Source organism: Sphingomonas melonis DAPP-PG 224 (assembly GCF_000379045.1).
Classification (GTDB): domain Bacteria; phylum Pseudomonadota; class Alphaproteobacteria; order Sphingomonadales; family Sphingomonadaceae; genus Sphingomonas; species Sphingomonas aquatilis.
This window is the reverse complement of sequence record NZ_KB900605.1, coordinates 342,858-366,831: the sequence shown is the minus strand read 5'-3', so window position 1 is coordinate 366,831 and position 23,974 is coordinate 342,858. Positions and strand designations below refer to the sequence as shown.

The window sequence follows — 23,974 nt, the reverse complement described above, 5'->3', positions numbered from 1 at the left end:
TACTGATCGCGCATGCACCTCTGCATGACACGCCGGGCCACGCTCCTCCTCCTGATCATCAACGCCATCGCGTTGGCCCTCTTCCTATTCATCGCGTCAGATTACTGGATTGAACCGGAGCTAGCCGGGGTGCCCGGCGCAAACATCGGCAACGCATTTGGCTGGATGCTACTCGCAGCGCCTATCCTGCTATGTTTCGTTGCCATCGATATATTGTGTACTGTAACTGCAATTGTGCGCGCCGATAGGCCTCACAGGCTCAAATTTGCCTGCCTTGGCGCCGCCTTGCTGGCGTGTTGGGTTGCAGCTTTCCTCCTCGATAACGCCCACCACGGCATGTAGCTGCACCGGGGCGGCAGGGGGAGCCAGGCCAGCCGTCACCCTCTCGCCACGACCCGCGACGCCACCCACGGCCGCAGCACCAGCGCGTTGAGGTCGACCAGCGCATGCACCGCGATCGCCACCCACAGGCTGCCGGTCCCCATGTACAGCGCCGCGAGCAGGGCGCCGCCAATCAGGTTCGCTGCCATTCCCGCCCAGCCCTGATAGCGGTGCATGGCGGCAAAGGCGGCGGTGCCCACCCCCATCCCCACTGCGCCCGACCCGCAGGCCAGCGTCACGATCAGCGGCAGCCACAGGCGGAAGAACAGCTCCTCCGTCACCCCCGCCGATATCGCCAGCACCGCTGCCGGCCACAGATCGCCGTCGCGCCGCGGCAGCAGCGCGCTGGCATCGCCGATCGTCCACGGCCCGCGCCCGCGCCGCGCCCGCCACCACGTCAGCGCCAGCCCCAGCGCGCTGCCGCCCGCCAGCCCCAGTGCGATCGTCGTCGGTGCAATCGCCCCCGGCGGCAGACCGAGCGTCTGCGCCAGCGGCAGGAAGGCAAGCGGCATGCCGCCGATCGCTCCCAGCCCCCCGATCGCGGCCAGTCCCAGCAATGCCGGCAGGCCGTACCCCAGCCACAGCCCCGACGCCCAGCGCAGGTGGCGCGCGGCAAAGCCGATCCGCCACCCCGCCATCAACTGCCCGCGCCACAGGATCAGCGCCTGATAGCCCAATGTCAGGACGAGGAGGATCGCGACCAGCATCGCCGCCGCCTATCGGTTCGTGCCCCCTCGCACCAGTCCGCCCGCCCACAGGCTGGCAAGCGCGGCCAAAGCCGTGTAGATGCGCGCTCCAGTCTATGGCGTCCGATCCCCCCCGCACCAGCCGATTCACCGCCTTCCGCGACGCCGGCGGCGTGCGTGGCCTCGTCAGCCGCTCCTGGGGGCGCTGGTGGGTGAAGGGGCTTGCCATCCTCGCCGTGCTGGCGGTCGTCGGATACGGTGTGCTGTGGGTGACGGTGCTGCGGCAATTGCCCTCGGTCGATCAGCTGCGCAGCTACGAACCGCCGCTGCCCACCAACGTGCGCGGCGCAGACGGCGCGCCGATCCAGTCCTACGCCCGCGAACGCCGCGTCGAGCTGAGCTACGCCGAATATCCGCCGCTCCTCGTCCGCGCCTTCCTGGCGGCGGAGGACAAGACCTTCTTCGAACACCATGGCGTCGACTATCCGGGCCTGGGCGGCGCGGTGATCGATTACGTGCGCAAGTTCGGCACCGGCCGGCGGGCGAAGGGCGGATCGACCATCACCCAACAGGTCGCCAAGAACCTGCTGATCGGCAACGAATATTCGCCGACGCGCAAGTTCAAGGAAGCGATCCTCGCCTATAAGATCGAGGACACGCTCACCAAGCCGCAGATCCTGGAACTGTACCTCAACCAGATCGCGCTCGGCCGGAACGCTTTCGGCGTCGAGGCGGCGAGCCATGCCTATTTCGACAAGGAACTGAACGAGCTCGATCTCGCGCAGCTCGCCTATCTCGCCATCCTGCCCAAGGGCCCGTCGAACTACGATCCTGTCCGCCATGCCGATCGCGCGCTCGCCCGCCGCAATTACGTGCTCGGCGAGATGCTGAAGAACGGCTTCATCACGCAAGCCCAGCACGATCAGGCGGTGGCCGAACCGCTCGGCACCATCCTGCGCCGCACGCCGAAATACGAACGCGTCGGCGGCTATTTCGTCGAAGAGGTCCGCCGCCAGCTGATCGACAAGTTCGGCGAGACCGAGCGCGACGGCCCGTTCAGCGTCTATGCCGGCGGCCTGTGGGTGCGCACCAGCCTCGACACGCGGTTGCAGGACCTCGCGGCGCAGGCGCTGCGCGACGGCCTACTCCGCTACGATTCGGGGCGCGGTTGGTCCGGCCCGTTGCGCCACGTCGACCTCGACGACGCGGACGGCTGGTTGCAGCCGTTGCTCAACACCAACATCGGCCTCGACTATAAGGACTGGCGCGCGGCCATCGTTATCGCGCGCGAGGGCGACGCGTGGCAGATCGGGTTCGCCGACGGCAAGACCGGCACGCTGCCGCGCGGCGCGGCGCAGATGCCGGTCCGTGGGCGTGGCGGCACCGCCTTCGCCGCGCTGAAGGCCGGCGACATCATCGCTGTCGCGCCGCAGGGCGGTAGCTACGCCATCCGTTCGGTGCCGAAGATCAGCGGCGGCTTCGTCGTCGAAGAGCCGCAGACCGGCCGCGTGCTCGCGATGCAGGGCGGGTTCGACAGCCGCTTGCAGGCGTTCAACCGCGCGACGCAGGCGATGCGCCAGCCCGGATCGACCATCAAGCCGATCGTCTATTCCGCCGCGCTCGAAAACGGCATGACGCCCGCCAGCATCATCGTCGACGGCCCGTTCTGCGTCTACCAGGGCGCGCGGCTGGGGCAGAAGTGCTTCCGCAACTTCGGCAATTCGCGCGGGGCGGGGCCGCACACGATGCGCTGGGGCATCGAACAGTCGCGCAACCTGATGACCGTCCGCGCCGCCGCGACCACCGGCATGCCGCGCGTCGTCGACGTCATGAAGCGCATGGGCGTGGGTGATTACCAGCCCTATCTCGCCAATGCGCTGGGCGCGGGCGTCACCACCGTCAGCCGCATGGTCAACGCCTATGCGACGCTCATCAACCAGGGCCGCGCCCATGCACCCACGCTGATCGATTTCGTGCAGGACCGCCACGGCAAGGTCATCTGGCCGGAAAACTGGCGCGGCTGCGACGGCTGCAACGCGCCCGACTATAATGGCAAGCCGATGCCGCGCCCGGGCGATCGCACGCGTCAGGCGATCGACCCGCTCACTGCGTACCAGATGGTCCACATCACCGAAGGCGTCATCCAGCGCGGCACCGCCGTCGTGCTGCGCGATCTCGACCGGCCGATGATGGGCAAGACCGGCACGACGACCGGGCCGACCGACGTCTGGTTCGTCGGCGGCACGCCGCAGTTCATCGGCGGCCTCTACGTCGGCTACGACACGCCCTCGAACCTCGGCGGCTATGCGCAGGGCGGCACCTTCGCCGCGCCGATCTTCAAGGAATTTGCGGTCAAGGCCTATGAGGGGCTCGACAAGATCCCCTTCCGCGCCCCCGCCGGCATCCGCATGGTCCGCATCGATCGCGCCACCGGCCGCCCGGTCTACGGCACCTTCCCGACCGACACCGATCCCAAGGCGGCGGTGATCTGGGAAGCGTTCAAGCCGCAGAGCGAGCCGCGCCGCGCGATCCATCGCGGGCCCACCCCCGCCGCGACCGCCACCGCCGCCGCCCCGCAACGCGCCACCAACACGCAGCGCGACAGCGATTTCCTGCAAAGGGAAGGCGGAATCTACTAGCGAACATTCTGTTCGTCATCCCAGCGCAGGCTGGGATCTTCCTCGTGGGGCACCATCTTTGCCGCATGAGGTGCCAGCCTTCGCTGGCATGACGTTTGGTTTTTGGAGAAGTTTCATGCGCGCCGAAGCGCAGTCCCACGTCGACCGTATCAATGACGCGCTGGCGCTGCTGCGCCGGTTCCTCGATTGGGACCGCGCGCTGCGCCGCCTCGACGAGCTGAACGCGCGCGTCGAGGACCAGGCGCTGTGGAACGACCCCAAGGCCGCGCAGGAGGTGATGCGCGAACGCCGCCGCCTGGACGAGGCGATCACCGCCACCCGCGCCATCCAGTCCGAGATGGACGACACCGTCGAACTCATCGAAATGGCCGAGGCCGAGGGCGACACCGCGATGGAGCAGGAGGGCGTCGAGGCGCTTGCCCAGCTGGCGGAACGCGCCGACCACGACAAGATCCAGGCGCTGCTGGCGGGCGAAGCCGACGCCAACGACACCTATATCGAAATCAACTCGGGCGCCGGCGGCACCGAGAGCCAGGACTGGGCGGGCATGCTCCAACGCATGTACACGCGCTGGGCCGAACGCCGCGGCATGAAGGTCGAGCTGATCGACTATCACGCCGGCGAACAGGCGGGCATCAAGTCCGCGACGTTGCTGGTGAAGGGCGAGAACGCTTATGGCTATGCCAAGACCGAAAGCGGCGTCCACCGCCTCGTCCGCATCAGCCCGTATGACAGCGCCGCGCGCCGCCACACCAGCTTCTCCAGCGTCTGGGTCTATCCGGTGATCGACGACAATATCGTCGTCGACTACAACGAAAGCGACCTGCGCATCGACACCTATCGCGCGTCGGGCGCCGGTGGCCAGCACATCAACACCACCGATTCGGCGGTGCGCATCACGCACATCCCCACCGGCATCGTCGTCCAGTGCCAGAACCAGCGTTCGCAGCACAAGAACAAGGCAGAGGCGTACAACCAGCTGCGCGCACGCCTGTACGAACTGGAATTGCAGAAGCGCGAACAGGCCGCCAATGCCGAAAACGCCACCAAGACCGACATCGGCTGGGGCCACCAGATCCGCAGCTACGTGCTCCAGCCGTATCAGCTGGTGAAGGACCTGCGCACCGGCACCACCTCCACCGCGCCCGGCGACGTGCTCGACGGCGCCCTCGATCCGTTCATGGCCGCCGCGCTGTCGCAGCGCGTGACGGGCGAGAAGGTCGACGTGGAGGACGTGGATTGATCCGGCTCCGGGCCCGCGCCATCGCCGCCGCCACGGGGCTGTGCCTCGTCGCGTCCGCGTGCGACGGGTCCAAGCCGCTGCTGAAGCGCGACGACGCGCCCAGCCAGTTCCCGGTCGCCGACCGCCCCGTCGCGCATATCGTCTCGGCCCGCTGGTCGAACGAAGAGGCGCGCGATCGCCTCAACGAAGCGTCGGAGGTGATGAACAAGGCCGGCATCGCCAAGGGCATGACCGTCGCCGACATCGGCGCAGGGGAGGGCTATTACACCATCCGCCTCGCCCAACGCGTCGGCGAACACGGCCGCGTGCTGGCCGAGGATATCGTCGCCAGCGTCCGCGATGCTTTGGCCGAACGCGTCGCCCGCGAAGACCTCGAAAACGTCGCCGTCCGCCTCGGCACCCCCGCCGACCCCAAGCTGCCCCCGGCGAGCTTCGACCGCGTCCTCATGGTCCACATGTACCACGAGATCGAACAACCCTACGAATTCCTCTGGCGCCTCAGGCCCTCGCTCAAGCCCGAGGGCCTGGTCGTCGTCGTCGACGCCAACCGCCAGACCAAGAACCACGGCACGCCGCCTGCGCTGCTGAAGTGCGAGTTCGAGGCGGTCGGCTACCGCCAGGTCGCCATGACCGACATGCCGTCCGCCGGCGGCTATATGGTGACGTTCAAGGCGGTCGGCCGCCGGCCGGAGCCGGAAGCGATCAAGCCGTGCGTGATGCGGGATTGACGGGGGACGCTTAGCTGTTGGTTGAGGGCGCTGTAGATAGAGGCTGGATTTTGAAGCCCAGCTTGTGAAGCTCGAACAACTCAAGGTCAGTGTATGTCGGAGCAGATAGGTCGATCATAGGCTTTGGTTCCCCGCTAATCCACCTGACGGCTTTTCCATCAGATTTGCGGCGCCCCTTTTCAAAAATGTCTCGGTATCGGAAAGGAGAAATTCCCAAAAATGGCAGAAAACTGACTCGATTTGTGGACGCGTTCTCTATTTCCACTTCGTTTTCGTGTAGTTCTTTCGCCTTGCTTTTTGGGTATGGTTCAACATAAACAACCTTCTGAATTCCAGAAGCTAAAAGATGCTTTGTGCAATTGTGGCACGGAAATGTAGTACAATATAATATCGAGCCTTTCACAGCCCGGCCCAACCGGGCAGCGTCGCAGATCGCCCCCATTTCCGCGTGAACGACGCGGCCATATTCGGTTAAATCTGTGACCGCGGCTTCAGATAAGCAGCCATGCCCATCTGGATCATCCTCCGAGGGCTTCTTCAGCAAGGCGTCAACGATGGCGGCGGCCGGACCGATCTCTGTTGCTCGCTTGGAAAGCATTCCGCCAGCCGCTAAGCGTTCGAGTAAATCCCTTACAACTTCTTTTTTTAAAACATCGTTTGGGTCATATCCAAGTTTGATGTCGCGATAGTCCGGATCTTCTCCGTCCCAATATGTACCCCCAAAAGCCTTTGGTACTTCATTGCAGCCTTGGGAAATAACCTCTCCATCCTGACTAAATATGGCGGCACCTACTTGTCGCGATAGGTCGGTCGAACGGAGAGATGCTGATTTTGCAGCATAGATACCGTACTCGGCCTTCGTAGGTGCAATGTCAGCACGTCCGAAAAAAGCGTGAACGAACCGGTTGATCGTGGCCTGCATCGAGGACTTCGTGATGCCGTCAACGAAAACATCCGCCAGATGAAACGTGTCTCGAAGATGCTGGCCATTTTTCTCAGATCCCTCACTTTGGTCTCTGTGAAGAAGCTCCTCTGCATGACAGCTTATTTGAAAATCTGGCGTGTTCAATGGCAATGTTCGTTTGAGTTTTGTCTCAATAGCTGATCGGCGATGCTCCTCAGAGCCGTAAGCGGAAACCAGAATGAATTGCTTACCGTAAACTTTTCGGAGGAGCTTTACCTCCTCGGGTCGCTTTAGCTGACGAATGATGTAAGCAGTTTGTGGAATTACCTTATTTTCTGGTAAATCGTCATCATCACCGTTTGATTTTTCCTGTTCCGCGCGGTGTCTTCGGATGGCTTTCATCACAAAGCGCATCAATGTATCCGCGCTGCCGTATTTGCGGCACACCTCGTTGGCGTGGTCCATTTTATAGTTTGCTTCGGTCAGGAAATCGGTGCCTGCCGGCCGAGGGAGATTGGTGACTTCTTCTGAAATTTCCTTTGTGACGTGGATCATGACCGATTGGTAGGAAACCGAACTGAGCGCGTCGGATAAGGAGGCGACTATATCCTCAATGGCGACTCCTAACGCACCAGCTATCCCGATAACGAGCTCTGGAAATCGGACGGCACCAATTCCGTTCTCCATACGTTCTCCATTGTTGAAGTCGTTGAGTTGAACGTATATGGCAATGAATGCGTTTGGCGAAGCAGGAGGAAGCCGTGGCTAACGACCATCATGGATCATCCCCCCGTCGGGACGCTGGCGAGGCTAATTGGGCAGCTGATCGGCTTGCCCGACGCATGGGTGCAGAATTTGTACCAATTTCTTCGTCATCAAACGCTGGCGGTGACGCACGAAATGTCTCACGCAGTCAGGTGCTACCGATGCAGCTTCGTTAAAGCTGAAGGGCGTCGATTAAAATAGCTCGACGCCCTTAGAAACAGCGTAGGGATTTGGTTGGATTGAGGGCAGGCTTTTACCTGCGATCTCTTCCAATTATCCATAATCTGTGCCACACATCGTCTATGCCGCGAGCGCTTTGCCCCGCTGCCCCCTTCCAGTCTCCGGTTCGAAAATGCGGGTCCCCGATCCCGCACGTTACGTATCGTCCACATTGTCCACTTTGGAACCCGCGGTACGGCCCCGCCGCGTCCGAATCCGCGGCCGACTCACACCATCCCGAGCGCGCGCAGGCTGGTGATGCGGTCGCCCGCCAGGATCAGATGGTCGAGCAACTCCACCTCCACCGCCGCGCACACGCGGGCGAGCGCGCGGGTGTAGGCGAGGTCGGCGGGGCTGGGGGTGGCGTCGCCGCTCGGGTGGCCGTGGCCCAGGATCAGCGCGGCGGCGTCATGCGCCAGCGCGCCCGCGATCACCATGCGCAGCGACAGCGCGACCGACGCCCGCCCGCCGCCGACATCGATGCGGCCCAGAAGCCTCCGTTTCGGATCGAGATACAGCACCGCCGCGCGCTCCACCGCGCCCTCCGCCAGCCCGGCGAACAGCCGCGCCGCCGCGGTGGCGCCGGTCACCGCGGGGGCGGGGGCCGCGGCGGGCACGGGGCCCATGACCGGGAAGGGGGGCGTCGTCGTCACGCTTATGTCCTGTCACGCCGCGCCGTGCCGTGCAGCGCCACGCGCATCCGTTTCGGAGCAAGTCCCGCCGGGGTGGCGACTCGCACCCGCCTCCGCTACCCAGCGGGGATGCGCCAATATCTCGACCTCATGGACCGCGTGCTCACTAGCGGTGCCGAGCAGATGGACCGGACCGGCACCGGCACGCTCTCCGTCTTCGGCGCGCAGATGCGCTTCGATCTGCGCCAGGGCTTCCCCGTGCTCACCACCAAGAAGCTGCACCTGCGCTCGATCATCATCGAACTGCTGTGGTTTCTGCGTGGGCAGACCAACGTGCGCTGGTTGCAGGAGCAGCGGGTGAGCATCTGGGACGAATGGGCGGATGAGGCGGGCGAGCTCGGCCCCGTCTACGGCAAGCAGTGGCGCGATTGGGATGCGGGCGACGGCCGCCACATCGACCAGATCGCCGAGCTGATCCAGCAGATCAAAACGCAGCCCGCCTCGCGCCGCCAGATCGTGTCGGCGTGGAATCCGGGCGAGCTGCACGCGATGGCGCTGGCGCCGTGCCATTGCCTGTTCCAGACGCATGTCGCCAACGGCCGGCTGTCGCTGCAACTCTATCAGCGCTCCGCCGACATCTTCCTCGGCGTGCCGTTCAACATCGCCAGCTATGCGCTGCTCACCCACATGCTCGCGCAGCAATGCGAGCTGGAGGTCGGCGAGTTCATCTGGACCGGCGGCGATTGCCACCTTTACACCAACCACCTCGACCAGGCGCGGCTGCAGCTGACCCGCCAGCCCGGCCCGCTGCCCCGCCTCGAAATCCGCCGCACGCCGCCCGCGATCGATCAGTACGAATACGAAGACTTCGTCCTGCACGATTACGAAGCGCAACCGCACATCAAGGCAGCCGTCTCCGTATGATGACCTTCCACCTCGCGCGCGCCGACAATGGCGTCATCGGCCGCGACGGGCAGCTCCCCTGGCGGCTGCCCGCCGATCTGAAGCGCTTCAAGGCGCAGACGATGGGCCGCGCGATGGTGATGGGGCGCAAGACGTTCGAAAGCTTCCCGTCGCCCTTGCCGGGCCGCCGCCACATCGTCCTGACCCGCGACCCCGCCTGGACCGCCGCGGGCGCCGAAGTGGCCCACAGCCCCGCCGCCGCACTGGCGCTGGCGGGCGACGACGTCGCGGTGATCGGCGGCGCGGAGGTCTTCGCGCTGTTCCTCCCCCAGGCGGACCGCATCGAACTCACCGAAGTCCACGGCGACTACACCGGCGACGCCACCGTCCCCCCGTTCGACGGCTGGCGTGAGGCGGCCCGCGAGGATCACCCCGCAGAGGGTGACCGCCCCGCGTACAGCTTCGTAACGCTCGTCCGCCCCGACGCGGCGCACTGAAGGCACCGCCATCGCTTGACGCGGCGGCGATCCGTTTCCACTGGTAGCCGGTGGGTCATTCACGCGCTTCGTGCGTTGGGGGTGGCTGCCTCTTGCCTCGCTTCGAAAACGGTGCCCCGACCCGATGACCGACATTCCCAACACCCAGCCTGACAGCCGCGAAACCACGATCCTCGACGCCCCCGACAAGATGGTCGGCGTCCGCGACCTGTTCGGCATCGACAGCGACATGGAAGTGCCGGCGTTCAGCGAGGCGGACGAACGCGTCCCCGATCTCGACCCCGCCTATGTCTTCGATCCCGACACGACGCTGGCGGTGCTGGCGGGCTTCGCCCACAACCGCCGCGTGATGGTGCAGGGCTATCACGGCACCGGCAAATCGAGCCACATCGAACAGGTTGCGGCGCGCCTCAACTGGCCGTGCATCCGCATCAACCTCGACGCGCATATCAGCCGCATCGATCTGATCGGCCGCGACGCGATCGTGTTGAAGGACGGCCAGCAGATCACCGAATTCCGCGAAGGCCTGCTCCCCTGGGCGCTGCAGACGCCGACCGCGCTGGTCTTCGACGAATATGACGCCGGCCGCCCCGACGTGATGTTCGTGATCCAGCGCGTGCTGGAAACCGAAGGCAAGCTGACGCTGCTCGACCAGAATCGCGTCATTCGCCCGAACAAATGGTTCCGCCTGTTCGCGACCGCCAATACGGTCGGCCTCGGCGACACGAGCGGCCTGTATCACGGCACGCAGCAGATCAACCAGGGCCAGATGGACCGCTGGAACATCGTCGTCACGCTCAACTATCTGCCCGCCGCGACCGAGGCGCAGATCGTGCTCGCCAAGTCGGGCGAATACGACAAGCCCGAAGGCAAGAAGCAGGTGGATAACATGGTCCGCGTCGCCGATATGACGCGCAAGGGCTTCATCAACGGCGACATCTCGACCGTCATGAGCCCGCGCACCGTCATCACCTGGGCGCAGAACACGCTGATCTTCGGCGACGTCGGCTTCGCCTTCCGCCTGTCGTTCCTCAACAAGTGCGACGAGAACGAACGGCCGCTGGTGGCGGAATATTACCAGCGCGTCTTCGGCAAGGACCTGCCGGAGAGCGTGGTGGGGAAGGCTTGACGGCCGGCGTGTCGAACGAAACCCCTCTCGACCAGTTCAAGGCGGTCCTGTCCGGCACCGCGCGGGCGATTGCTGAGGAGCCGGAGGTGGAGCTCGCCTTCACGGCCGATGCGCCGTCACAATCGGGCAAACATATCAAGATTCCGATGCCCGCGCGCGCGCTGCCGGCCGAGCAGGTGGCGGAGGCGCGTGGTTTCGCCGACGGGTTCGCGCTGCGGTTGAAGCATCACGATAGCGCGATGCACCTGCGCCACGCCCCCGCCGAGGCGGTGGCGCGTGCGGTGTTCGACGCGGTCGAGGGTGCGCGCGTCGAGGCGCTGGGCAGCCGCGGCTATGCGGGTATCGCCGACAATCTGCGCCATGCGCTCGACGTGCGGTTGCGCGCCGATCCGATCACCCGCGCCCGCACGCGCGAGGAGGTGCCGCTGTCGACCGCTTTGTCGCTGATGGTGCGCGAGGCGCTGACCGGCCAGCAGGCACCCGCCGCCGCCGCGCCCGGCCTGGCGCTGGTGCGCGACTGGATCGAGCAGCGCACCGACCTGTCCAGCCTCGCGCTCGCGCTCGACGACCAGCGCGCCTTCCAGTCCCTCGCGATGAAGATGCTTGCGGAGCTGGAGCTTATCGAGGGCGAGGTAAAGCCCGAGGAAGCGGACGACGGCGGGTCGGAGGACGAGGGCGCCGACGACCAGCAGCAGGACGAGGGCGAGGACAGCGAGGACGAAGACGCCGGCCAGGGCGAAGGCCAGGTCGACGCGCGCGGCGAACAGCAGCAGTCGGACAGCGACGACAGCGAGGGCGAAGAGTTCGGCGAGGACTCGATGGACGACCTCGACGGCGAGGCGGGCGAGGATGGCGACGACGGCACGCAACCCGTCCGCCCCAATCGGCCGAGCGGCGATTACATGCCGCAGTTCGACTACAAGCCGTGGACGACGCAGTTCGACGAGGTGATCGCGGCGACCGATTTGTGCGACGCCGACGAACTGGCGCGGCTGCGCGGTTACCTCGACCAGCAACTGGCGCATCTGCAATCGGCGGTGTCGAAGCTCGCCAACCGGTTGCAGCGCCGGTTGATGGCGCAGCAGTCGCGCAGCTGGGACTTCGATCAGGACGAGGGCATGCTGGACGCCGCGCGGCTCGCCCGCGTCGTCGTCAACCCGACGCAATCGCTGAGCTACAAGATCGAGCGCGAGACGGACTTCCGCGACACCGTCGTCACGCTGCTGATCGACAATTCGGGCTCGATGCGCGGCCGCCCGATCGGCATCGCCGCGATCAGTGCGGACATTCTCGCCCGCACGCTGGAGCGCTGCGGCGTGAAGACCGAGATCCTCGGCTTCACCACCCGTGCGTGGAAGGGCGGGCAGAGCCGCGAGACGTGGCTCGCCGCGGGGCGCCCGCCGCAGCCGGGCCGCCTCAACGACATCCGCCACATCGTCTACAAGAAGGCGGACGAGCCGTGGCGGCGTGCGCGCAACAACCTCGGCCTGATGATGCGCGAGGGGCTGCTGAAGGAAAATATCGACGGCGAGGCGCTGCTGTGGGCGCACAACCGCCTGATCGCGCGGCCCGAGGATCGCCGCATCCTGATGGTTATCAGCGACGGCGCGCCGGTCGATGATTCGACGCTCTCGGTCAATTCGGGCAGCTACCTCGAACGCCATTTGCGCCAGGTCATCGGCTGGATCGAGAGCAAAAGTCCGGTCGAACTCGTCGCCATCGGTATCGGGCACGACGTCACGCGTTATTACGCGCGCGCCGTCACGATCATGGATGCCGAACAGCTGGGCGGCACGATCATCGAACAGCTCGCGGCGCTCTTCGATACGCCGTGAGGATGGCCGGGGGGAGGGCATTTCGGCCTTGGATCGCGCGCGGCGTCGCGGCCGCGCTCGTGATCGTGGCGGGGCTGATGGCGGTGCCATCGCTGATGATCGCGTTCGTCGGCCTGTTCGCCTTCGACGCGCCGGACGCGACGGCGCACGTCCTGCCCTAAGTGATGGCCATGCTGTGTTTCTCGGCACCGCTGCTCGTCGCGACGGGCGGCGTCCTCGCGTTGTCGAGCGTGGTCGTCCCAGACTGGCGGCGAACCGCATCCGCCGTCGCCTGTCTGGGGTTTCCGGTCGGTGTGCTGCTGTGGTCCGGGACGCTGTTTCGGCACTAACGGTACGACGGACGGTCAGCCCGGCAAGCGCCAGTGGACGGAGCGGGCGTAAACGCCGGCCGTCGGCTGACCCTGCGCGTCCGTGGCGGGCTGGAAGTGTGCGCGGCGGGACAGGCGCTGGCAGGTGCCGGTGTCGAGGTCGGGGAAGCCGCTGCTCTGGTCGATCCGGCAGCCGGTGACGCGGCCCTGCGCGTCGACTGCGAGCGTTACGGCGACATCGCCTTGCTCGCCCATGCGCATCGCGGCGGGGGGATAGTCCATGGCGCCAACCCACGATGCCGGGTCTTCCGCCGGCTGGGGTGGGCGGGCGTGGTGGCGGGCAAGGGCCGGTTGGGCGCAGGCGACGGCGATCAGGGCGGCAGGCACTATCCGGTAACGCATGGTCGATCCTCGTCTGGTGCGGCGGATGGGGACGCACGCGTACCGCCGACGGCGCCCAAGCCGTAGCCACCCCGGCTTACGATTGGCTGACGGTTTGGCGGATGGGGGCGCCATCGGCGCGGTGCGATTTCGGGTGGCTCATGCTCCGGCGATTGCCCATAGTCGGCTCCAGGGGGCGGACGATCCCCGCGGGAGACGGCGGCATGCGCAAATGGCTGATCGGCGGCGGTGTGATCCTCGCGCTGGCACTCGCCGGCTTTTTCGGCATCGCGCCGGTATTGATCGACCGATCGATGAACCGCGTCATACCTGTGCCGATCCGCGTGACGCCGCAGGCCCGCGCGCTGCACCGCACGCTCGCCATCGCCGACATGCACGCCGATACGTTGCTATGGCGTCGCGACCTGCTCGATCGCGCCTCGCGCGGTCAGGTCGACCTGCCGCGGTTGCAGGCGGGCAATGTCGCGCTCCAGGTGTTCTCGTCGGTCACCAAGACGCCCAAGCACCAGAATTACGACGCCAACGGTGCCGACACCGACAATATTACCTTGCTCGCGATCGCGCAGATGCAGCCGCCGCGCACCTGGGGGTCGCTGCTGCAACGCTCGCTATGGCATGCGGAGAAGCTGGACCGCGCCGCTGCGGCGTCGGGGGGACAGCTGCGCCTGGTGCGCGCGCCCGCCGACGTCGACCGACTGCTCGCCGATCGCAAGGCGTGGACGCAATGCTATGGCGACCATTGCCTCACCGCCGCGCCGGTCGGTGCGATGCTGTCGATCGAGGGGTTGCAGGACCTCGAAGGGCGGCTCGACAATCTCGACCGCCTGTATGCGGCGGGCTTTCGCATGGCGGGGATGGCGCATTTCTTCGACAATGACGTCGCGGGATCGATGCACGGTATCGCCAAGGGCGGCCTGACGCCTTTCGGCCGACAGGTGATCGCGGCGATGGAAGCGAAGGGCATGATCGTCGACGTCGCGCATGCCAGCCACGCCGCGGTCGCCGACATCCTGCGCGTCGCCAGGCGCCCCGTCGTCTCCAGCCATGGCGGCGTGCAGGCGACCTGCCGCGTCAACCGCAACCTGACCGACGCGGAGATCAAGGGCATCGCCGCGACCGGCGGGGTCGTCGGCATCGGCTATTGGGACGCGGCGGTCTGCGCGACCGATCCCGCCGCCGTCGCCCGCGCCATCGCGCATGTCCGCGACCTCGTCGGCGTCGACCACGTCGGCCTCGGCTCCGATTTCGACGGCGCGGTGACGACCGGGTTCGACACCAGCCAGCTCGTCGGGATCACGCAGGCACTGCTCGATCGCGGCTTCACGCCGGATGAGATCGCTAAGGTGATGGGGGGCAACGTGCTGCGGCTCCTGCGAAACGGTCTTGCGCCCGCTCTTGCTCCGGGGGCGCCACGGTCCTAGGGCGCGCATGACATGGAGCGGCTGGACGGCGGCTCGACGGTGCCGCCGCATCTGGCCGGGGGGATCGTCGCGCTCGGCAATTTCGATGGCTTTCACCTCGGGCACCAGGCGGTGGTCGGGCAGGCGGTCGCGCGGGCTCGGGCCGAGGGGCGGCCGGCGCTGGTCGCGACCTTCGATCCGCACCCCGTCCGCCACTTCCGCCCCGACACGCCGCCCTTTCGCCTGACCACGCTCGACCAGCGCGAACGCCTGTTCGCGGCGGCGGGGGTGGATGCGATGGTCGTCTTCGCCTTCGACGCGGCCCTCGCGGCCTTGTCCGCGGAGGCGTTTGCCGAGCGGCTGGCGGCGCGGTTGCAGGTGGCGGGCGTCGTCACCGGCGAGGATTTCACCTTCGGCCAGGGCAAGCGCGGCGACGTCGCGATGCTGGCCGCGCTCGGCACGGCGCACGGCTTTACCGCGGAAACGGTCGGTGCCGTGACGCTGGACGGGGAGACGGTGTCGTCCAGCCGCATCCGCGAGTTGCTGCGCGCCGGCGATCCGCGCGGCGCCGCACGGCTGCTGACGCGCCCGTTCGCGATTCAAGGCACCGTGCAGCACGGCGACAAGCTGGGGCGGACGATCGGCTATCCCACCGCCAATCTCGACATGGGCAAATATCTGCGCCCCGCCTACGGCATCTATGCCGTCACTGCGCGATTGCCCGACGGGCGACAGGTGCAGGGCGCCGCCAATCTCGGCATCCGCCCGACCTTCGATCCGCCCAAGGAATTGCTCGAACCCTATTTCTTCGACTTTTCCGGCGACCTGTACGGACAGACGATCGAGGTCGCGCTGATCGACTATATCCGCCCCGAAGCGAAGTTCGACAGCCTCGACGCGCTCACCGCCCAGATGGAGGCGGATTGTGCCGAGGCGCGGGCGCGGCTCTCCGCTGGGGCCCGAGCATTGTGAATGACACGTTCACACCTTGCCGCTAAGCCGTAACGACCTATGAGCGACACGCCCGACACTGCCAAAGATTGGCGCGACACCGTCTTCCTGCCGAAGACCGACTTTCCGATGAAGGCGGGCCTCGCCGCGAAGGAGCCCGCGATCCTGGAACGCTGGGCGCGGATCGGCGTGTACGATCGCCTGCGCGAACAGCGTAAGGGCCGGGATTTGTTCGTGCTTCACGATGGCCCGCCCTATGCCAACGGCGACATCCACATGGGCCATGCGATGAACAAGGTGCTGAAGGACATCATCGTCCGCAGCCAGTCGCTGATGGGCAAGGATGCCCCCTATGTGCCCGGCTGGGACTGCCACGGCCTGCCGATCGAATGGAAGGTCGAAGAGGCGTATCGCGCCAAGAAGCAGAATAAGGACGAGGTACCGGTCGCGCAGTTCCGCGCCGAATGCCGCGCCTATGCCGATCGATGGGTGGGCGTGCAGCGCGACCAGTTCCAGCGCCTCGGCGTGATGGGCGACTGGGCCGACCCCTATCTCACGATGAATTACGACGCCGAGGCGACGATCGTCGGCGAGCTGCTGAAATTCGCCGAAAGCGGCCAGCTGTACCGCGGCGCCAAGCCCGTCATGTGGTCGCCGGTCGAAAAGACCGCGCTGGCCGAAGCCGAAGTCGAATATGAGGACATCGTCTCGACGCAGATCGACGTCGGGTTCGAGATCAACCACGCGCCCGAAGCCGACATCCTGGTCGGCGTGACAGCGGTGATCTGGACGACGACGCCGTGGACGATTCCCGTCAACCAGGCGCTCGCCTATAATCCGGCGCTCGATTACATCCTCTTCGGCTGCGGCGGCCGGCGTTTCCTCGTCGAGGAAAACCTGATGGGTGCGTTCATGAAGCGCACCGGCCTGAAGATGGAAGAATTTATCGCGCTGGTGAAGGGCGCGGTGCTGGAAGGCGCGACGGCGAAGCATCCGATGCATGGCCTCGGCGGCTTCTTCGCCAAGCCGCGGCCGTTCCTGGCGGGCGAGTTCGTGACGCGCGATGCCGGCACCGGCCTCGTCCACATGGCGCCCGATCATGGCGAGGACGACTTCCTGCTGTGCAAGGCGAACGGCATCGACCCCGTGTTCGCGGTCGATGGCGCGGGCATGTACCGGCCGGACTGGGCATGGCTCGGCGGGCAGGGCAGCGTCATCAACAAGAAGTTCACCAGCGCCGAAGGCCCGATCTGTTCGGACCTGCGCGCGGCGGGCGCGCTGTTGTCGGCGAGCGACGATTTCGCGCACAGCTACCCGCATTCGTGGCGGTCGAAGGCGAAGGTGATCTTCCGCGCGACGCCGCAATGGTTCATCCCGATGGACCGCGCGATCCTGAATGATGGCGAGGGCCGCGCCAGCAACGGCGCGACGCTGCGCGAAACCGCGCTCGATGCGATCGAGCATACGCGCTGGGTGCCCGAACGCAGCCGCAACCGCATCCGCTCGATGGTGGAGGGGCGCCCGGACTGGGTCATCAGCCGCCAGCGCGCCTGGGGCGTGCCGATCGCGCTCTACGTCAACCGTACGACCGGGGAGTATCTGAACGACGCTGCGGTCAACGCGCGCATCGTCGCCGCCTTCCGCGATGGCGGTGCGGATGCGTGGTTCACCGCAGACCACCAGACGCTGCTCGGTGCCGATTACGACCTCGCCGACTTCGAACCGCAGAACGACATCCTTGACGTGTGGTTCGACAGCGGCTCGACGCACGTCTTCACCGTCGAGGCGCGTTACGGCGCCGACGTGCGCGCCAATCTGTACCTCGAAGGCAGCGACCAGCATCGTGGCTGGTTCCAGTCGTCGCTGCTCGAAAGCTGCGGCACGCGTGGCCGCGCGCCCTATGACGCGGTGCTGACGCACGGCTTCGCGCTCGACGGGCAGGGGCGCAAGATGTCGAAGAGCCTCGGCAACGTGGTCGACCCGCTGAAGGTGATCGGCGAAAGCGGCGCGGACATCCTGCGCATGTGGGTCGCCTCGACCGACTATTTCGACGACGTGCGTATCGGCAAGGAGGTACTGGGCACGGCATCCGACGGCTATCGCAAGCTGCGCAACACCTTCCGCTACCTGCTCGGCGCGCTCGATGGCTTCACCGAGGCGGAGCGCGTGCCGGTCGAGGCGATGCCGGAACTGGAGCGCTACGTCCTCACCCTGCTCGGCCAGCTCGACATGGACCTGCGCGAGGCGGCGGAGGCGTATGAGCTCAACCGCTACCTGCGCCGCCTGACCGATTTCGCGAACGAGGACCTGTCGGCCTTCTTCTTCGATATCCGCAAGGATTCGCTCTATTGCGATGCGGCGACCGACCCCAAGCGTCGCGCCTATCGCACCGTGCTTGACGTGCTGTTCCACGCGCTCGTCCGCTATGCCGCGCCCATCCTGTGCTTTACCGCCGAGGAGGTGTGGCAGGCCCGCTTCCCGAGCGAGGACGGGTCGGTGCATTTCCTCGAATGGCCCGAACTGCCCGCGCTGCCGGGCGACGAGCCGCTTGGCACCGACTGGGCCGACGTCCGCTCCTTGCGTGCGAGCGTCACCGAGGCGATCGAGCCGCTGCGCCGCGAGAAGAAGGTGAAGTCGAGCCTAGAAGCCGAAGTGACCGTGCCCGAGATGCCGCTCGACGCGGCGGCGCTCGCCGAGACGTTCATCGTCGCGCGGGTGAGTGAGGGCGACGAGGTGACGGTGACGCGCACCGACTATCACAAATGCGGCCGCTGCTGGCGCCACCTGCCCGACGTCGCAGTGGACGGTGACCTGTGCGCGCGGTGCGAGAGCGTTGTCGGCCATGCGTAATCTTCCCGTCGCCGGCCTCGTCACCGCCGCGCTGCTGTTCGTCGTCGACCAGGCGACGAAGTTTGGCGTCACCGATGTGCTGCAGCTCAACGAGCTGACAGCCGAACGCTACGTCACGCCGTTCTTCAACCTGCGCTTTGTCGCCAACCGCGGCATTTCGCTGGGGTATCTCCATGCCGACACCAACACCACGCGGTGGGCGCTGGTCGCGATGACCAGCGCGATCGCGCTGGCCGTCGCGGTGTGGATGACGCGCGAAACCAATCGCGTGGATCGCATTGCGCTAGGCGCGATCCTGGGCGGGGCGCTCGGCAATATCGCCGACCGTGTGCGGCTTGGCTACGTCGTCGATTTCGCCGATCTGCACTTCGGCGGATGGCAGCCGTTCCTCGTCTTCAACGTCGCGGATGCCGCGATCACCCTCGGCGTGCTGGTGCTGCTTGTCCGCGCGCTCCTGATGCGCGACAAGCGCGACATTCCCTCGGAGAATCCCCATGCGTAAGTCAGTTCCGATTCTCGCCGGCCTCGCCTGCGTCGTTCTCCTCTCGGGCTGCGGCAAGCGCGGCTACGACCGTGCGCGTCCCGACGAATTCGCCGTCGCGCGTCAGGCGCCGCTGGTGATCCCGCCCGATTTCGCATTGGTCCCGCCGCAGCCGGGCGCCGCCCGCCCGCAGGACAATCAGGCGACCGCGCAGACGCTCGACGCGCTGTTCGGCGGCAACACGGCACGCAGCGCCGCGGAGAATGGCGTCGTCAACCAGGCCGGCGGCGATGCGGCGGATGCCGGCATCCGTTCCGAGGTCGGTGACCCGCAGACCAACGTCGTCGACAAGGGCGCGACGACGCGCGACATCGTCGCCGCCCCCGAAGGCGACGGCCAGGACGCGCGCGCGGCGGCGACCAAGAAGTAACGCTTCCCCCGAGTCCGGGACACGCTGCCCGACCGTCGATAGAATCGACGGTCGGGTAAGTCGTTTGAAGGGCGGCCGGAGTCGCCCACGCCGTCCTACATCTGACCATTCCGCTATGGAGCGGGACGGACTTCAGATCAGTCCGTCATGGCAAGCGCAGCGAAGCCATCCAGAGCCGGACCAGGACGCCCTGGATCGCCGCGCTACGTTCGCGATGACGGCTCAGGTTCGGCCGGACGTCACTCCGCCGTGGCGCGGAACGACGAGTCATTGCGCCGTTTGACATGAGCCTATTGGAAACGATGAACCCCGAACGTTTCCGTTAAGGTGTTCATCTTGTCTATGGTGCCGCCGCGGAGGCAGCAGCGCTCGCCCGGTCAGGCACGCGCGCGAAACGCGGCGAGTCCCCGGTCGAGATCGGCGATCAGATCGTCCGGGTCTTCCAGACCGATCTGCAGGCGGACCAGCGGCCCGGCATAGTCTCGCGGCGCCGCGGTGCGGATGCGCGCCGGATCCGCGGGGATGGCGAGGCTTTCGAACCCGCCCCAGCTATAGCCGATGCCGAAATGGTCGAGCGCGTCGATCAGCGCGGCCCGCGCCGCCTCGTTGCCGCCGTTGAGCACGAAGGAAAACAGCCCGCTCGATCCCTTAAAGTCGCGCACCCAATAGTCGTGGCCGGGGCAGGACGGCAGGGCAGGGTGGAGCACCTGCGCAACCTCGGGCCGGGTCGACAGCCATTGCGCGATGGCCAGTGCGCTTTTCTGATGCTGGGCGAGCCGGACCGCCATGGTGCGCAGGCCGCGGCTGCCGAGCCAGGCGTCATCGGGCGACGTCACCTGCCCCAATTGATAGCTGACGTCGCGCAGCGCCGTATATTGGCCGGGCGCGGCGGTCACCGACCCCAGCATCACGTCGCTATGCCCGACGACGTATTTCGTCGCGGCGAGGATGGTGAGGTCGATGCCCTTCTCGATCGCCGGGAAGAACAGCGGCGTCGCCCAGGTGTTGTCGAGCATCGTCGTCAAGCCGTGGCGCTTGGCGACGGCGACGATGGCGGGCAGGTCCTGCACCTCGAAGGTCAGGCTGCCCGGGCTTTCGAGGAAGATCGCCTTGGTCGCGGGGCCGATGAGCTGTTCGATCCCCGCACCGATCAGCGGATCGTAGAAGCGGGTGGCGACGCCGAACCGCTTCAACAGCTGCATCGCCTGTCCCCGCGTCGGGTCATAGGCGCTGTCGACCAGCAGCAGCTCGTCGCCCGGCGACAGGACGGACAGCAACGCCGCGGCGATCGCCGCGACGCCAGAGGGGTAGAGGAACGTCGCCTCCGCCCCCGGCTCCAGGCTCGTCAGCGCATCGGCGAGGCTCCATTGCGTCGGCGTACCGCGGCGGCCGTAATAGAGGCGGTGGTGCGTGTCGCCGTGCCCGTTGGCGCGCAGATCGGCGATGGTGTCGTAGAGGATGGTCGAGGCCCGCCAGACCGGCGGATTGACGATCCCAGCGGTCCATTCGGGGCGGCGGCCCGCCTGGACGACGCGCGTGGCATCGCCCAGGCGAGCTTCCGGGGAGGTTTCGTCGTCGGAGTTACGCGTCAACGGCTTCCTTGGCTCCCATGGCCTTGGGCGTCGAGCGATCCGCTCCCCATTCCGACCAGCTGCCGTCGTACAGCGCCGAATCCTTGCCCAGCAAGTGCAGACCGAATGCCAGCGTGGATGCGGTGATGCCCGAACCGCAGGTCAGCGTAATGGGTTTGTCTAGATCGACGCCTGCACCCTCGAACGCGGCCCGCAGCGCGTCACCCTGTTTCCAGGTGCCATCAGCGTTGAAGATGCCGGTGTACGGCAGGTTCTTCGATCCGGGGATATGGCCGGCGTGCGTCGCGGGGCGTGGATCGGGTTCCTCGCCGGTGAACCGCGCCGCCGATCGGGCGTCGAGCACCTGTTCGGCCCGGCTGTCGACGTTCGCCTTCATCTGGTCGAGGTCGCGCACGGTCTTCCTGTCCGCCCAGACGGTGAAGTGGCGGTGGCGCAGCTGTTCCTTGCCGCTCGCCGTCTCACGCCCCTCGGCCTGCCATTTGGCGAGGCCGCCGTCGAGGATCGCGACATCATGGGCGCCGAACGTGCGCAACATCCACCATGCGCGCGCTGCGGTATGCCAGGGGGAATTGTCGTAGAGGACGATGCGGCTGCCATCGCCCAGCCCCAGGCTCTGCATGCGGCTGGCGAACTTTTCGGCGGAGGGCAGCATCATCGGCAGATTGCTGTCGGTATCGCGCAGCTCGCCGAGATTCATGAATACGGCGCCGGGGATGTGCGCAGCCTCATACTCCGCTGCCGCATCGCGACCCAGCGCGGCGTCCACATAAGTGGCATCGACGATCCGCAGGTCGCTTGCGCCCATCTCTGCGGCCAGCCATTCGGTCGTCACCAACGCGTCCATCACACTCTCTCCATTCACGTTTGCACGTTCACGCTCGGGCTACGCTGGGGAGGAGTGCCCGGATGTCTCAATAACCGGATTCGCCTGCAGTGTCGAGGCTCTGTAAGAAAGTTTTAGCTTGGGCGCGTGTTTCATTACGAGATTGCGCGCTTTGCTTCTTCCATGTCGCGTACGGCATGCGCAGCCGCTGGTTATCGCCAAGCTTGCCTTCGTGCCGCGCGAGGAAATCCCAGTAGAGGGCGTTATACGGGCAGGCATCCTCGCCCACCCGCTTCTTCACGTCGTAGCGGCACTGCCCGCAGTAATCGCTCATCCGGTCGATATACGCGCCCGACGAGATGTACGGCTTCGACCCCAGCAGACCACCGTCGCCGAACTGGCTCATGCCGAGCGTGTTGGGCAGCTCGACCCACTCATAGGCGTCGACATAGACTTCCAAATACCAGCGATGCACCTCGGCCGGATCGGCGCCGATCAATAGTGCGAAATTGCCGGTCACCATCAGCCGCTGGATGTGATGCGCGTGCGCGGTCTCCAGCGTCTGGCCGATCGCTTCCTTCAGGCAGTGCATGTCGGTGTCGCCGGTCCAATACCAGCCGGGCAGCTTGCGCTTATGGTTGAGGAAGTTGCGGGTCACATAGTCGGGCCCCTCGCGCCAATAGATGCCGCGCATATATTCCCGCCATCCGATGATCTGGCGAATATAGCCCTCGACGGAGTTGAGCGGCGCACGGCCGGCGCGATATTCGGCTTCCGCGCGGCGGCACAGGTCGAGCGGATCGAGCAGGCCCGAATTGATGTAGGGCGACAGGATCGAGTGCCACAGATAGCGCTCGCCGGTCAGCATCGCGTCCTCGTAATCGCCGAACTGCGGCAGCGCCTTGGCCAGGAAATAGGCAGCCTGTTTCTCGGCATCCTTGGCGGTGACGGCATAAGCGAAGCCGTCGAGCGTGCCGGGGTGGTCGGCAAAGCGCTCCGCCACCAGCACCAGCACGTCCTTGGTAATCGCGTCGGGTTTGAAGACATGCGGCTGCGGCATGAACAGGTCCGCCTTGGCGGGCTTGCGATTCTCCTTGTCGAAGTTCCAGCGGTCGCCGACGGGTTTCTTGCCGTCCATCAGCAGCCCGGTCTTGCGGCGCATGTCGCGATAGAAGAACTCCATGGTCAGCTGCTTGCGCTCACTGGCCCAGGCGTCGAATTCGGCATGCGTGGCGACGAAGCGGTCGTCGGCGCGGATCTCGACGGGGATGCCGAAGATCGTTTCCCAACTCTCCAGCATCGCCGCGACGCGCCATTCGCCGGCCTCGGTCACGACGATCCGTTCGGGCGCGTGCCGCTCCACCGCGCGCGCGATTTCGCCGGTGAAGCTGCCGGCATTGTCGGGATCGTCGAGCTTGACGTAATCGACCGTCCATCCGGCCTTTTCCAGCGCCTTGGCATGGTGGCGCATCGCGGACAGGATATAGGCGATCTTCTGCTTGTGATGGCGGACGTAGGTCGTCTCGTCACCGACCTCCATCATCAGCACGATCGTGTCATCCGGGTCGGCATCGCGGAGCGCGGACAGCGTGGGCGTCAACTGGTCGCCCAATACGGGAACAAGCGTTTTCATCCGGCCTCGCGTCTCCTACATGGGCCGCCATGACCCCGATGCATCTTGGCCAGACCAGCCAGCTGCCCGCTTCTCCCGAAGAAGCGGTGCTCGATTATGTTCCCAATCCGCGTCTTGGTACGACCTATCTCGTCCGGTTTGCGGTGCCCGAATTCACGTCACTGTGCCCGGTGACGGGGCAGCCCGACTTCGCGCACCTTGTCCTGGACTATGTGCCGGGCGACACGATCGTCGAATCGAAGTCGCTGAAGCTGTTCCTCGGCAGCTTCCGCAACCACGCGGCCTTTCACGAGGATTGCACCGTCGGCATCGGTCAGCGGCTGTTCGACGAGATGAAGCCGCAATGGCTGCGGATCGGCGGCTATTGGTATCCCCGCGGGGGCATTCCCATCGACGTCTTCTGGCAGTCGAGCGCGCCGCCGGCGGACCTGTGGCTGCCCGATCAAGGCGTTGCGTCCTATCGCGGGCGAGGTTGATCGAGATCAGCATCATTGCCAGGTTGCGCTGCAACATGAGTGCAACCTTTCGGCCGATCGGCTGTTC

Annotated in this window: 23 protein-coding genes; 16 read left to right on the top strand and 7 right to left on the bottom strand. The window is 66.1% G+C overall.

The features are described from left to right. Positions 1-24: 24 nt before the first annotated feature. Complete coding sequence (locus tag SPHME3_RS0101840; protein ID WP_231372496.1) at positions 25-342, top strand: hypothetical protein; 318 nt, start codon at positions 25-27, stop codon at positions 340-342. A gap of 35 nt (positions 343-377) precedes the next feature. Here SPHME3_RS0101840 and SPHME3_RS0101835 read toward each other — a convergent pair whose 3' ends face one another. Next, entirely contained in the window at positions 378-1,088 is a 711-nt protein-coding gene (locus tag SPHME3_RS0101835; RefSeq protein ID WP_017977558.1) for a CPBP family intramembrane glutamic endopeptidase, read from the bottom strand. 95 nt (positions 1,089-1,183) lie between these two features. Between SPHME3_RS0101835 and SPHME3_RS0101830 the strand changes: the two genes are divergently transcribed. From SPHME3_RS0101830 to SPHME3_RS0101820, 3 genes are all read left to right on the top strand, one after another. After that, complete coding sequence (locus SPHME3_RS0101830; protein ID WP_017977559.1) at positions 1,184-3,706, top strand: penicillin-binding protein 1A; 2,523 nt, start codon at positions 1,184-1,186, stop codon at positions 3,704-3,706. A gap of 115 nt (positions 3,707-3,821) precedes the next feature. Then, positions 3,822-4,949: a peptide chain release factor 2 gene (gene prfB / locus SPHME3_RS0101825; RefSeq protein WP_017977560.1), complete on the top strand. Its 1,128-nt coding sequence runs from the start codon at positions 3,822-3,824 to the stop codon at positions 4,947-4,949. Beyond that, positions 4,946-5,677 carry a class I SAM-dependent methyltransferase gene (locus tag SPHME3_RS0101820; RefSeq protein ID WP_017977561.1) on the top strand — a complete coding sequence of 244 codons (732 nt, stop codon included), beginning with the start codon at positions 4,946-4,948 and terminating at the stop codon, positions 5,675-5,677. The genes prfB and SPHME3_RS0101820 overlap by 4 nt, the downstream gene beginning before the upstream one ends. A gap of 10 nt (positions 5,678-5,687) precedes the next feature. On the opposite strand, the gene SPHME3_RS20595 is transcribed toward SPHME3_RS0101820, so the two are convergent. Then, the gene (locus tag SPHME3_RS20595) at positions 5,688-7,268 is read right to left on the bottom strand and encodes an anti-phage dCTP deaminase (RefSeq protein ID WP_029720786.1); all 1,581 of its coding nucleotides are present in this window, start codon (positions 7,266-7,268) and stop codon (positions 5,688-5,690) included. A gap of 524 nt (positions 7,269-7,792) precedes the next feature. After that, a complete protein-coding gene (locus SPHME3_RS0101805; protein WP_231291969.1) occupies positions 7,793-8,218 on the bottom strand; it encodes a JAB domain-containing protein in 426 nt (141 codons plus the stop codon). 108 nt (positions 8,219-8,326) lie between these two features. Here SPHME3_RS0101805 and SPHME3_RS0101800 point away from each other — a divergent pair, with 108 nt between their 5' ends. From SPHME3_RS0101800 to SPHME3_RS21235, 6 genes are all read left to right on the top strand, one after another. Beyond that, positions 8,327-9,121, top strand: coding sequence for a thymidylate synthase (locus SPHME3_RS0101800; RefSeq protein ID WP_017977564.1), 795 nt, complete (start codon positions 8,327-8,329; stop codon positions 9,119-9,121). Then, the gene (locus tag SPHME3_RS0101795; protein WP_017977565.1) at positions 9,118-9,597 is read left to right on the top strand and encodes a dihydrofolate reductase; all 480 of its coding nucleotides are present in this window, start codon (positions 9,118-9,120) and stop codon (positions 9,595-9,597) included. Before SPHME3_RS0101800 ends, SPHME3_RS0101795 begins: the two co-directional genes overlap by 4 nt. A gap of 124 nt (positions 9,598-9,721) precedes the next feature. After that, positions 9,722-10,726, top strand: a complete 1,005-nt coding sequence (cobS, locus tag SPHME3_RS0101790) for a cobaltochelatase subunit CobS (RefSeq protein WP_017977566.1) — start codon at positions 9,722-9,724, stop codon at positions 10,724-10,726. Positions 10,727-10,734: 8 nt separating this feature from the next. Continuing rightward, positions 10,735-12,561 carry a cobaltochelatase subunit CobT gene (cobT, locus tag SPHME3_RS0101785; protein ID WP_017977567.1) on the top strand — a complete coding sequence of 609 codons (1,827 nt, stop codon included), beginning with the start codon at positions 10,735-10,737 and terminating at the stop codon, positions 12,559-12,561. A gap of 2 nt (positions 12,562-12,563) precedes the next feature. Next, positions 12,564-12,722 (top strand): hypothetical protein, encoded by a 159-nt coding sequence (locus SPHME3_RS21240; protein WP_017977568.1) that lies wholly within the window; start codon positions 12,564-12,566, stop codon positions 12,720-12,722. A gap of 9 nt (positions 12,723-12,731) precedes the next feature. Next, complete coding sequence (locus SPHME3_RS21235; protein WP_017977569.1) at positions 12,732-12,890, top strand: hypothetical protein; 159 nt, start codon at positions 12,732-12,734, stop codon at positions 12,888-12,890. Positions 12,891-12,905: 15 nt separating this feature from the next. Here SPHME3_RS21235 and SPHME3_RS20590 read toward each other — a convergent pair whose 3' ends face one another. Next, positions 12,906-13,151, bottom strand: a complete 246-nt coding sequence (locus SPHME3_RS20590; RefSeq protein WP_018250520.1) for an energy transducer TonB — start codon at positions 13,149-13,151, stop codon at positions 12,906-12,908. A 323-nt stretch (positions 13,152-13,474) separates the two neighbouring features. On the opposite strand from SPHME3_RS20590, the gene SPHME3_RS0101765 reads away from it, so the two are divergent. Genes SPHME3_RS0101765 through SPHME3_RS0101745 form a run of 5 tightly spaced genes read left to right on the top strand, consistent with a single transcriptional unit; the run spans position 13,475 to position 19,383 of the window. Beyond that, positions 13,475-14,692 carry a dipeptidase gene (locus SPHME3_RS0101765; protein WP_017977571.1) on the top strand — a complete coding sequence of 406 codons (1,218 nt, stop codon included), beginning with the start codon at positions 13,475-13,477 and terminating at the stop codon, positions 14,690-14,692. Between the two features lie 12 nt (positions 14,693-14,704). Beyond that, positions 14,705-15,643, top strand: a complete 939-nt coding sequence (locus SPHME3_RS0101760) for a bifunctional riboflavin kinase/FAD synthetase (RefSeq protein ID WP_017977572.1) — start codon at positions 14,705-14,707, stop codon at positions 15,641-15,643. Between the two features lie 39 nt (positions 15,644-15,682). After that, positions 15,683-18,472 (top strand): isoleucine--tRNA ligase, encoded by a 2,790-nt coding sequence (gene ileS / locus SPHME3_RS0101755; RefSeq protein WP_017977573.1) that lies wholly within the window; start codon positions 15,683-15,685, stop codon positions 18,470-18,472. Continuing rightward, a complete protein-coding gene (gene lspA, locus SPHME3_RS0101750) occupies positions 18,465-18,974 on the top strand; it encodes a signal peptidase II (RefSeq protein ID WP_017977574.1) in 510 nt (169 codons plus the stop codon). The genes ileS and lspA overlap by 8 nt, the downstream gene beginning before the upstream one ends. Next, entirely contained in the window at positions 18,967-19,383 is a 417-nt protein-coding gene (locus SPHME3_RS0101745) for a DUF3035 domain-containing protein (protein ID WP_017977575.1), read from the top strand. Before lspA ends, SPHME3_RS0101745 begins: the two co-directional genes overlap by 8 nt. Positions 19,384-19,760: 377 nt before the next feature. On the opposite strand, the gene metC is transcribed toward SPHME3_RS0101745, so the two are convergent. From metC to SPHME3_RS0101730, 3 genes are all read right to left on the bottom strand, one after another. Next, positions 19,761-20,975, bottom strand: a complete 1,215-nt coding sequence (gene metC / locus SPHME3_RS0101740; protein ID WP_017977576.1) for a cystathionine beta-lyase — start codon at positions 20,973-20,975, stop codon at positions 19,761-19,763. Then, complete coding sequence (gene sseA, locus SPHME3_RS0101735; protein WP_017977577.1) at positions 20,965-21,819, bottom strand: 3-mercaptopyruvate sulfurtransferase; 855 nt, start codon at positions 21,817-21,819, stop codon at positions 20,965-20,967. The genes metC and sseA overlap by 11 nt, the downstream gene beginning before the upstream one ends. A 67-nt stretch (positions 21,820-21,886) precedes the next feature. Further along, a complete protein-coding gene (locus SPHME3_RS0101730; RefSeq protein WP_024310440.1) occupies positions 21,887-23,431 on the bottom strand; it encodes a cryptochrome/photolyase family protein in 1,545 nt (514 codons plus the stop codon). A gap of 29 nt (positions 23,432-23,460) precedes the next feature. Here SPHME3_RS0101730 and queF point away from each other — a divergent pair, with 29 nt between their 5' ends. After that, a complete protein-coding gene (gene queF, locus SPHME3_RS0101725; RefSeq protein WP_017977579.1) occupies positions 23,461-23,907 on the top strand; it encodes a preQ(1) synthase in 447 nt (148 codons plus the stop codon). Positions 23,908-23,974 lie beyond the last annotated feature (67 nt).

What these genes read in the sequence shown, in the direction of transcription:
- SPHME3_RS0101765 (WP_017977571.1), top strand. Translation starts at nt 13,475, where the DNA reads ATGCGCAAATGGCTGATCGGCGGCGGTGTGATCCTCGCGCTGGCACTC.
- lspA (WP_017977574.1), top strand. Translation starts at nt 18,465, where the DNA reads ATGCGTAATCTTCCCGTCGCCGGCCTCGTCACCGCCGCGCTGCTGTTC.
- sseA (WP_017977577.1), bottom strand. Translation starts at nt 21,819, where the DNA reads ATGGACGCGTTGGTGACGACCGAATGGCTGGCCGCAGAGATGGGCGCA.
- SPHME3_RS0101760 (WP_017977572.1), top strand. Translation starts at nt 14,705, where the DNA reads ATGGAGCGGCTGGACGGCGGCTCGACGGTGCCGCCGCATCTGGCCGGG.
- SPHME3_RS21235 (WP_017977569.1), top strand. Translation starts at nt 12,732, where the DNA reads ATGCTGTGTTTCTCGGCACCGCTGCTCGTCGCGACGGGCGGCGTCCTC.
- SPHME3_RS0101795 (WP_017977565.1), top strand. Translation starts at nt 9,118, where the DNA reads ATGATGACCTTCCACCTCGCGCGCGCCGACAATGGCGTCATCGGCCGC.
- SPHME3_RS0101830 (WP_017977559.1), top strand. Translation starts at nt 1,184, where the DNA reads ATGGCGTCCGATCCCCCCCGCACCAGCCGATTCACCGCCTTCCGCGAC.
- SPHME3_RS0101800 (WP_017977564.1), top strand. Translation starts at nt 8,327, where the DNA reads ATGCGCCAATATCTCGACCTCATGGACCGCGTGCTCACTAGCGGTGCC.
- SPHME3_RS0101745 (WP_017977575.1), top strand. Translation starts at nt 18,967, where the DNA reads ATGCGTAAGTCAGTTCCGATTCTCGCCGGCCTCGCCTGCGTCGTTCTC.
- cobS (WP_017977566.1), top strand. Translation starts at nt 9,722, where the DNA reads ATGACCGACATTCCCAACACCCAGCCTGACAGCCGCGAAACCACGATC.
- SPHME3_RS20590 (WP_018250520.1), bottom strand. Translation starts at nt 13,151, where the DNA reads ATGGACTATCCCCCCGCCGCGATGCGCATGGGCGAGCAAGGCGATGTC.
- queF (WP_017977579.1), top strand. Translation starts at nt 23,461, where the DNA reads ATGACCCCGATGCATCTTGGCCAGACCAGCCAGCTGCCCGCTTCTCCC.
- SPHME3_RS0101835 (WP_017977558.1), bottom strand. Translation starts at nt 1,088, where the DNA reads ATGCTGGTCGCGATCCTCCTCGTCCTGACATTGGGCTATCAGGCGCTG.
- SPHME3_RS20595 (WP_029720786.1), bottom strand. Translation starts at nt 7,268, where the DNA reads ATGGAGAACGGAATTGGTGCCGTCCGATTTCCAGAGCTCGTTATCGGG.
- SPHME3_RS0101840 (WP_231372496.1), top strand. Translation starts at nt 25, where the DNA reads ATGACACGCCGGGCCACGCTCCTCCTCCTGATCATCAACGCCATCGCG.
- SPHME3_RS21240 (WP_017977568.1), top strand. Translation starts at nt 12,564, where the DNA reads ATGGCCGGGGGGAGGGCATTTCGGCCTTGGATCGCGCGCGGCGTCGCG.
- SPHME3_RS0101730 (WP_024310440.1), bottom strand. Translation starts at nt 23,431, where the DNA reads ATGAAAACGCTTGTTCCCGTATTGGGCGACCAGTTGACGCCCACGCTG.
- ileS (WP_017977573.1), top strand. Translation starts at nt 15,683, where the DNA reads ATGAGCGACACGCCCGACACTGCCAAAGATTGGCGCGACACCGTCTTC.
- prfB (WP_017977560.1), top strand. Translation starts at nt 3,822, where the DNA reads ATGCGCGCCGAAGCGCAGTCCCACGTCGACCGTATCAATGACGCGCTG.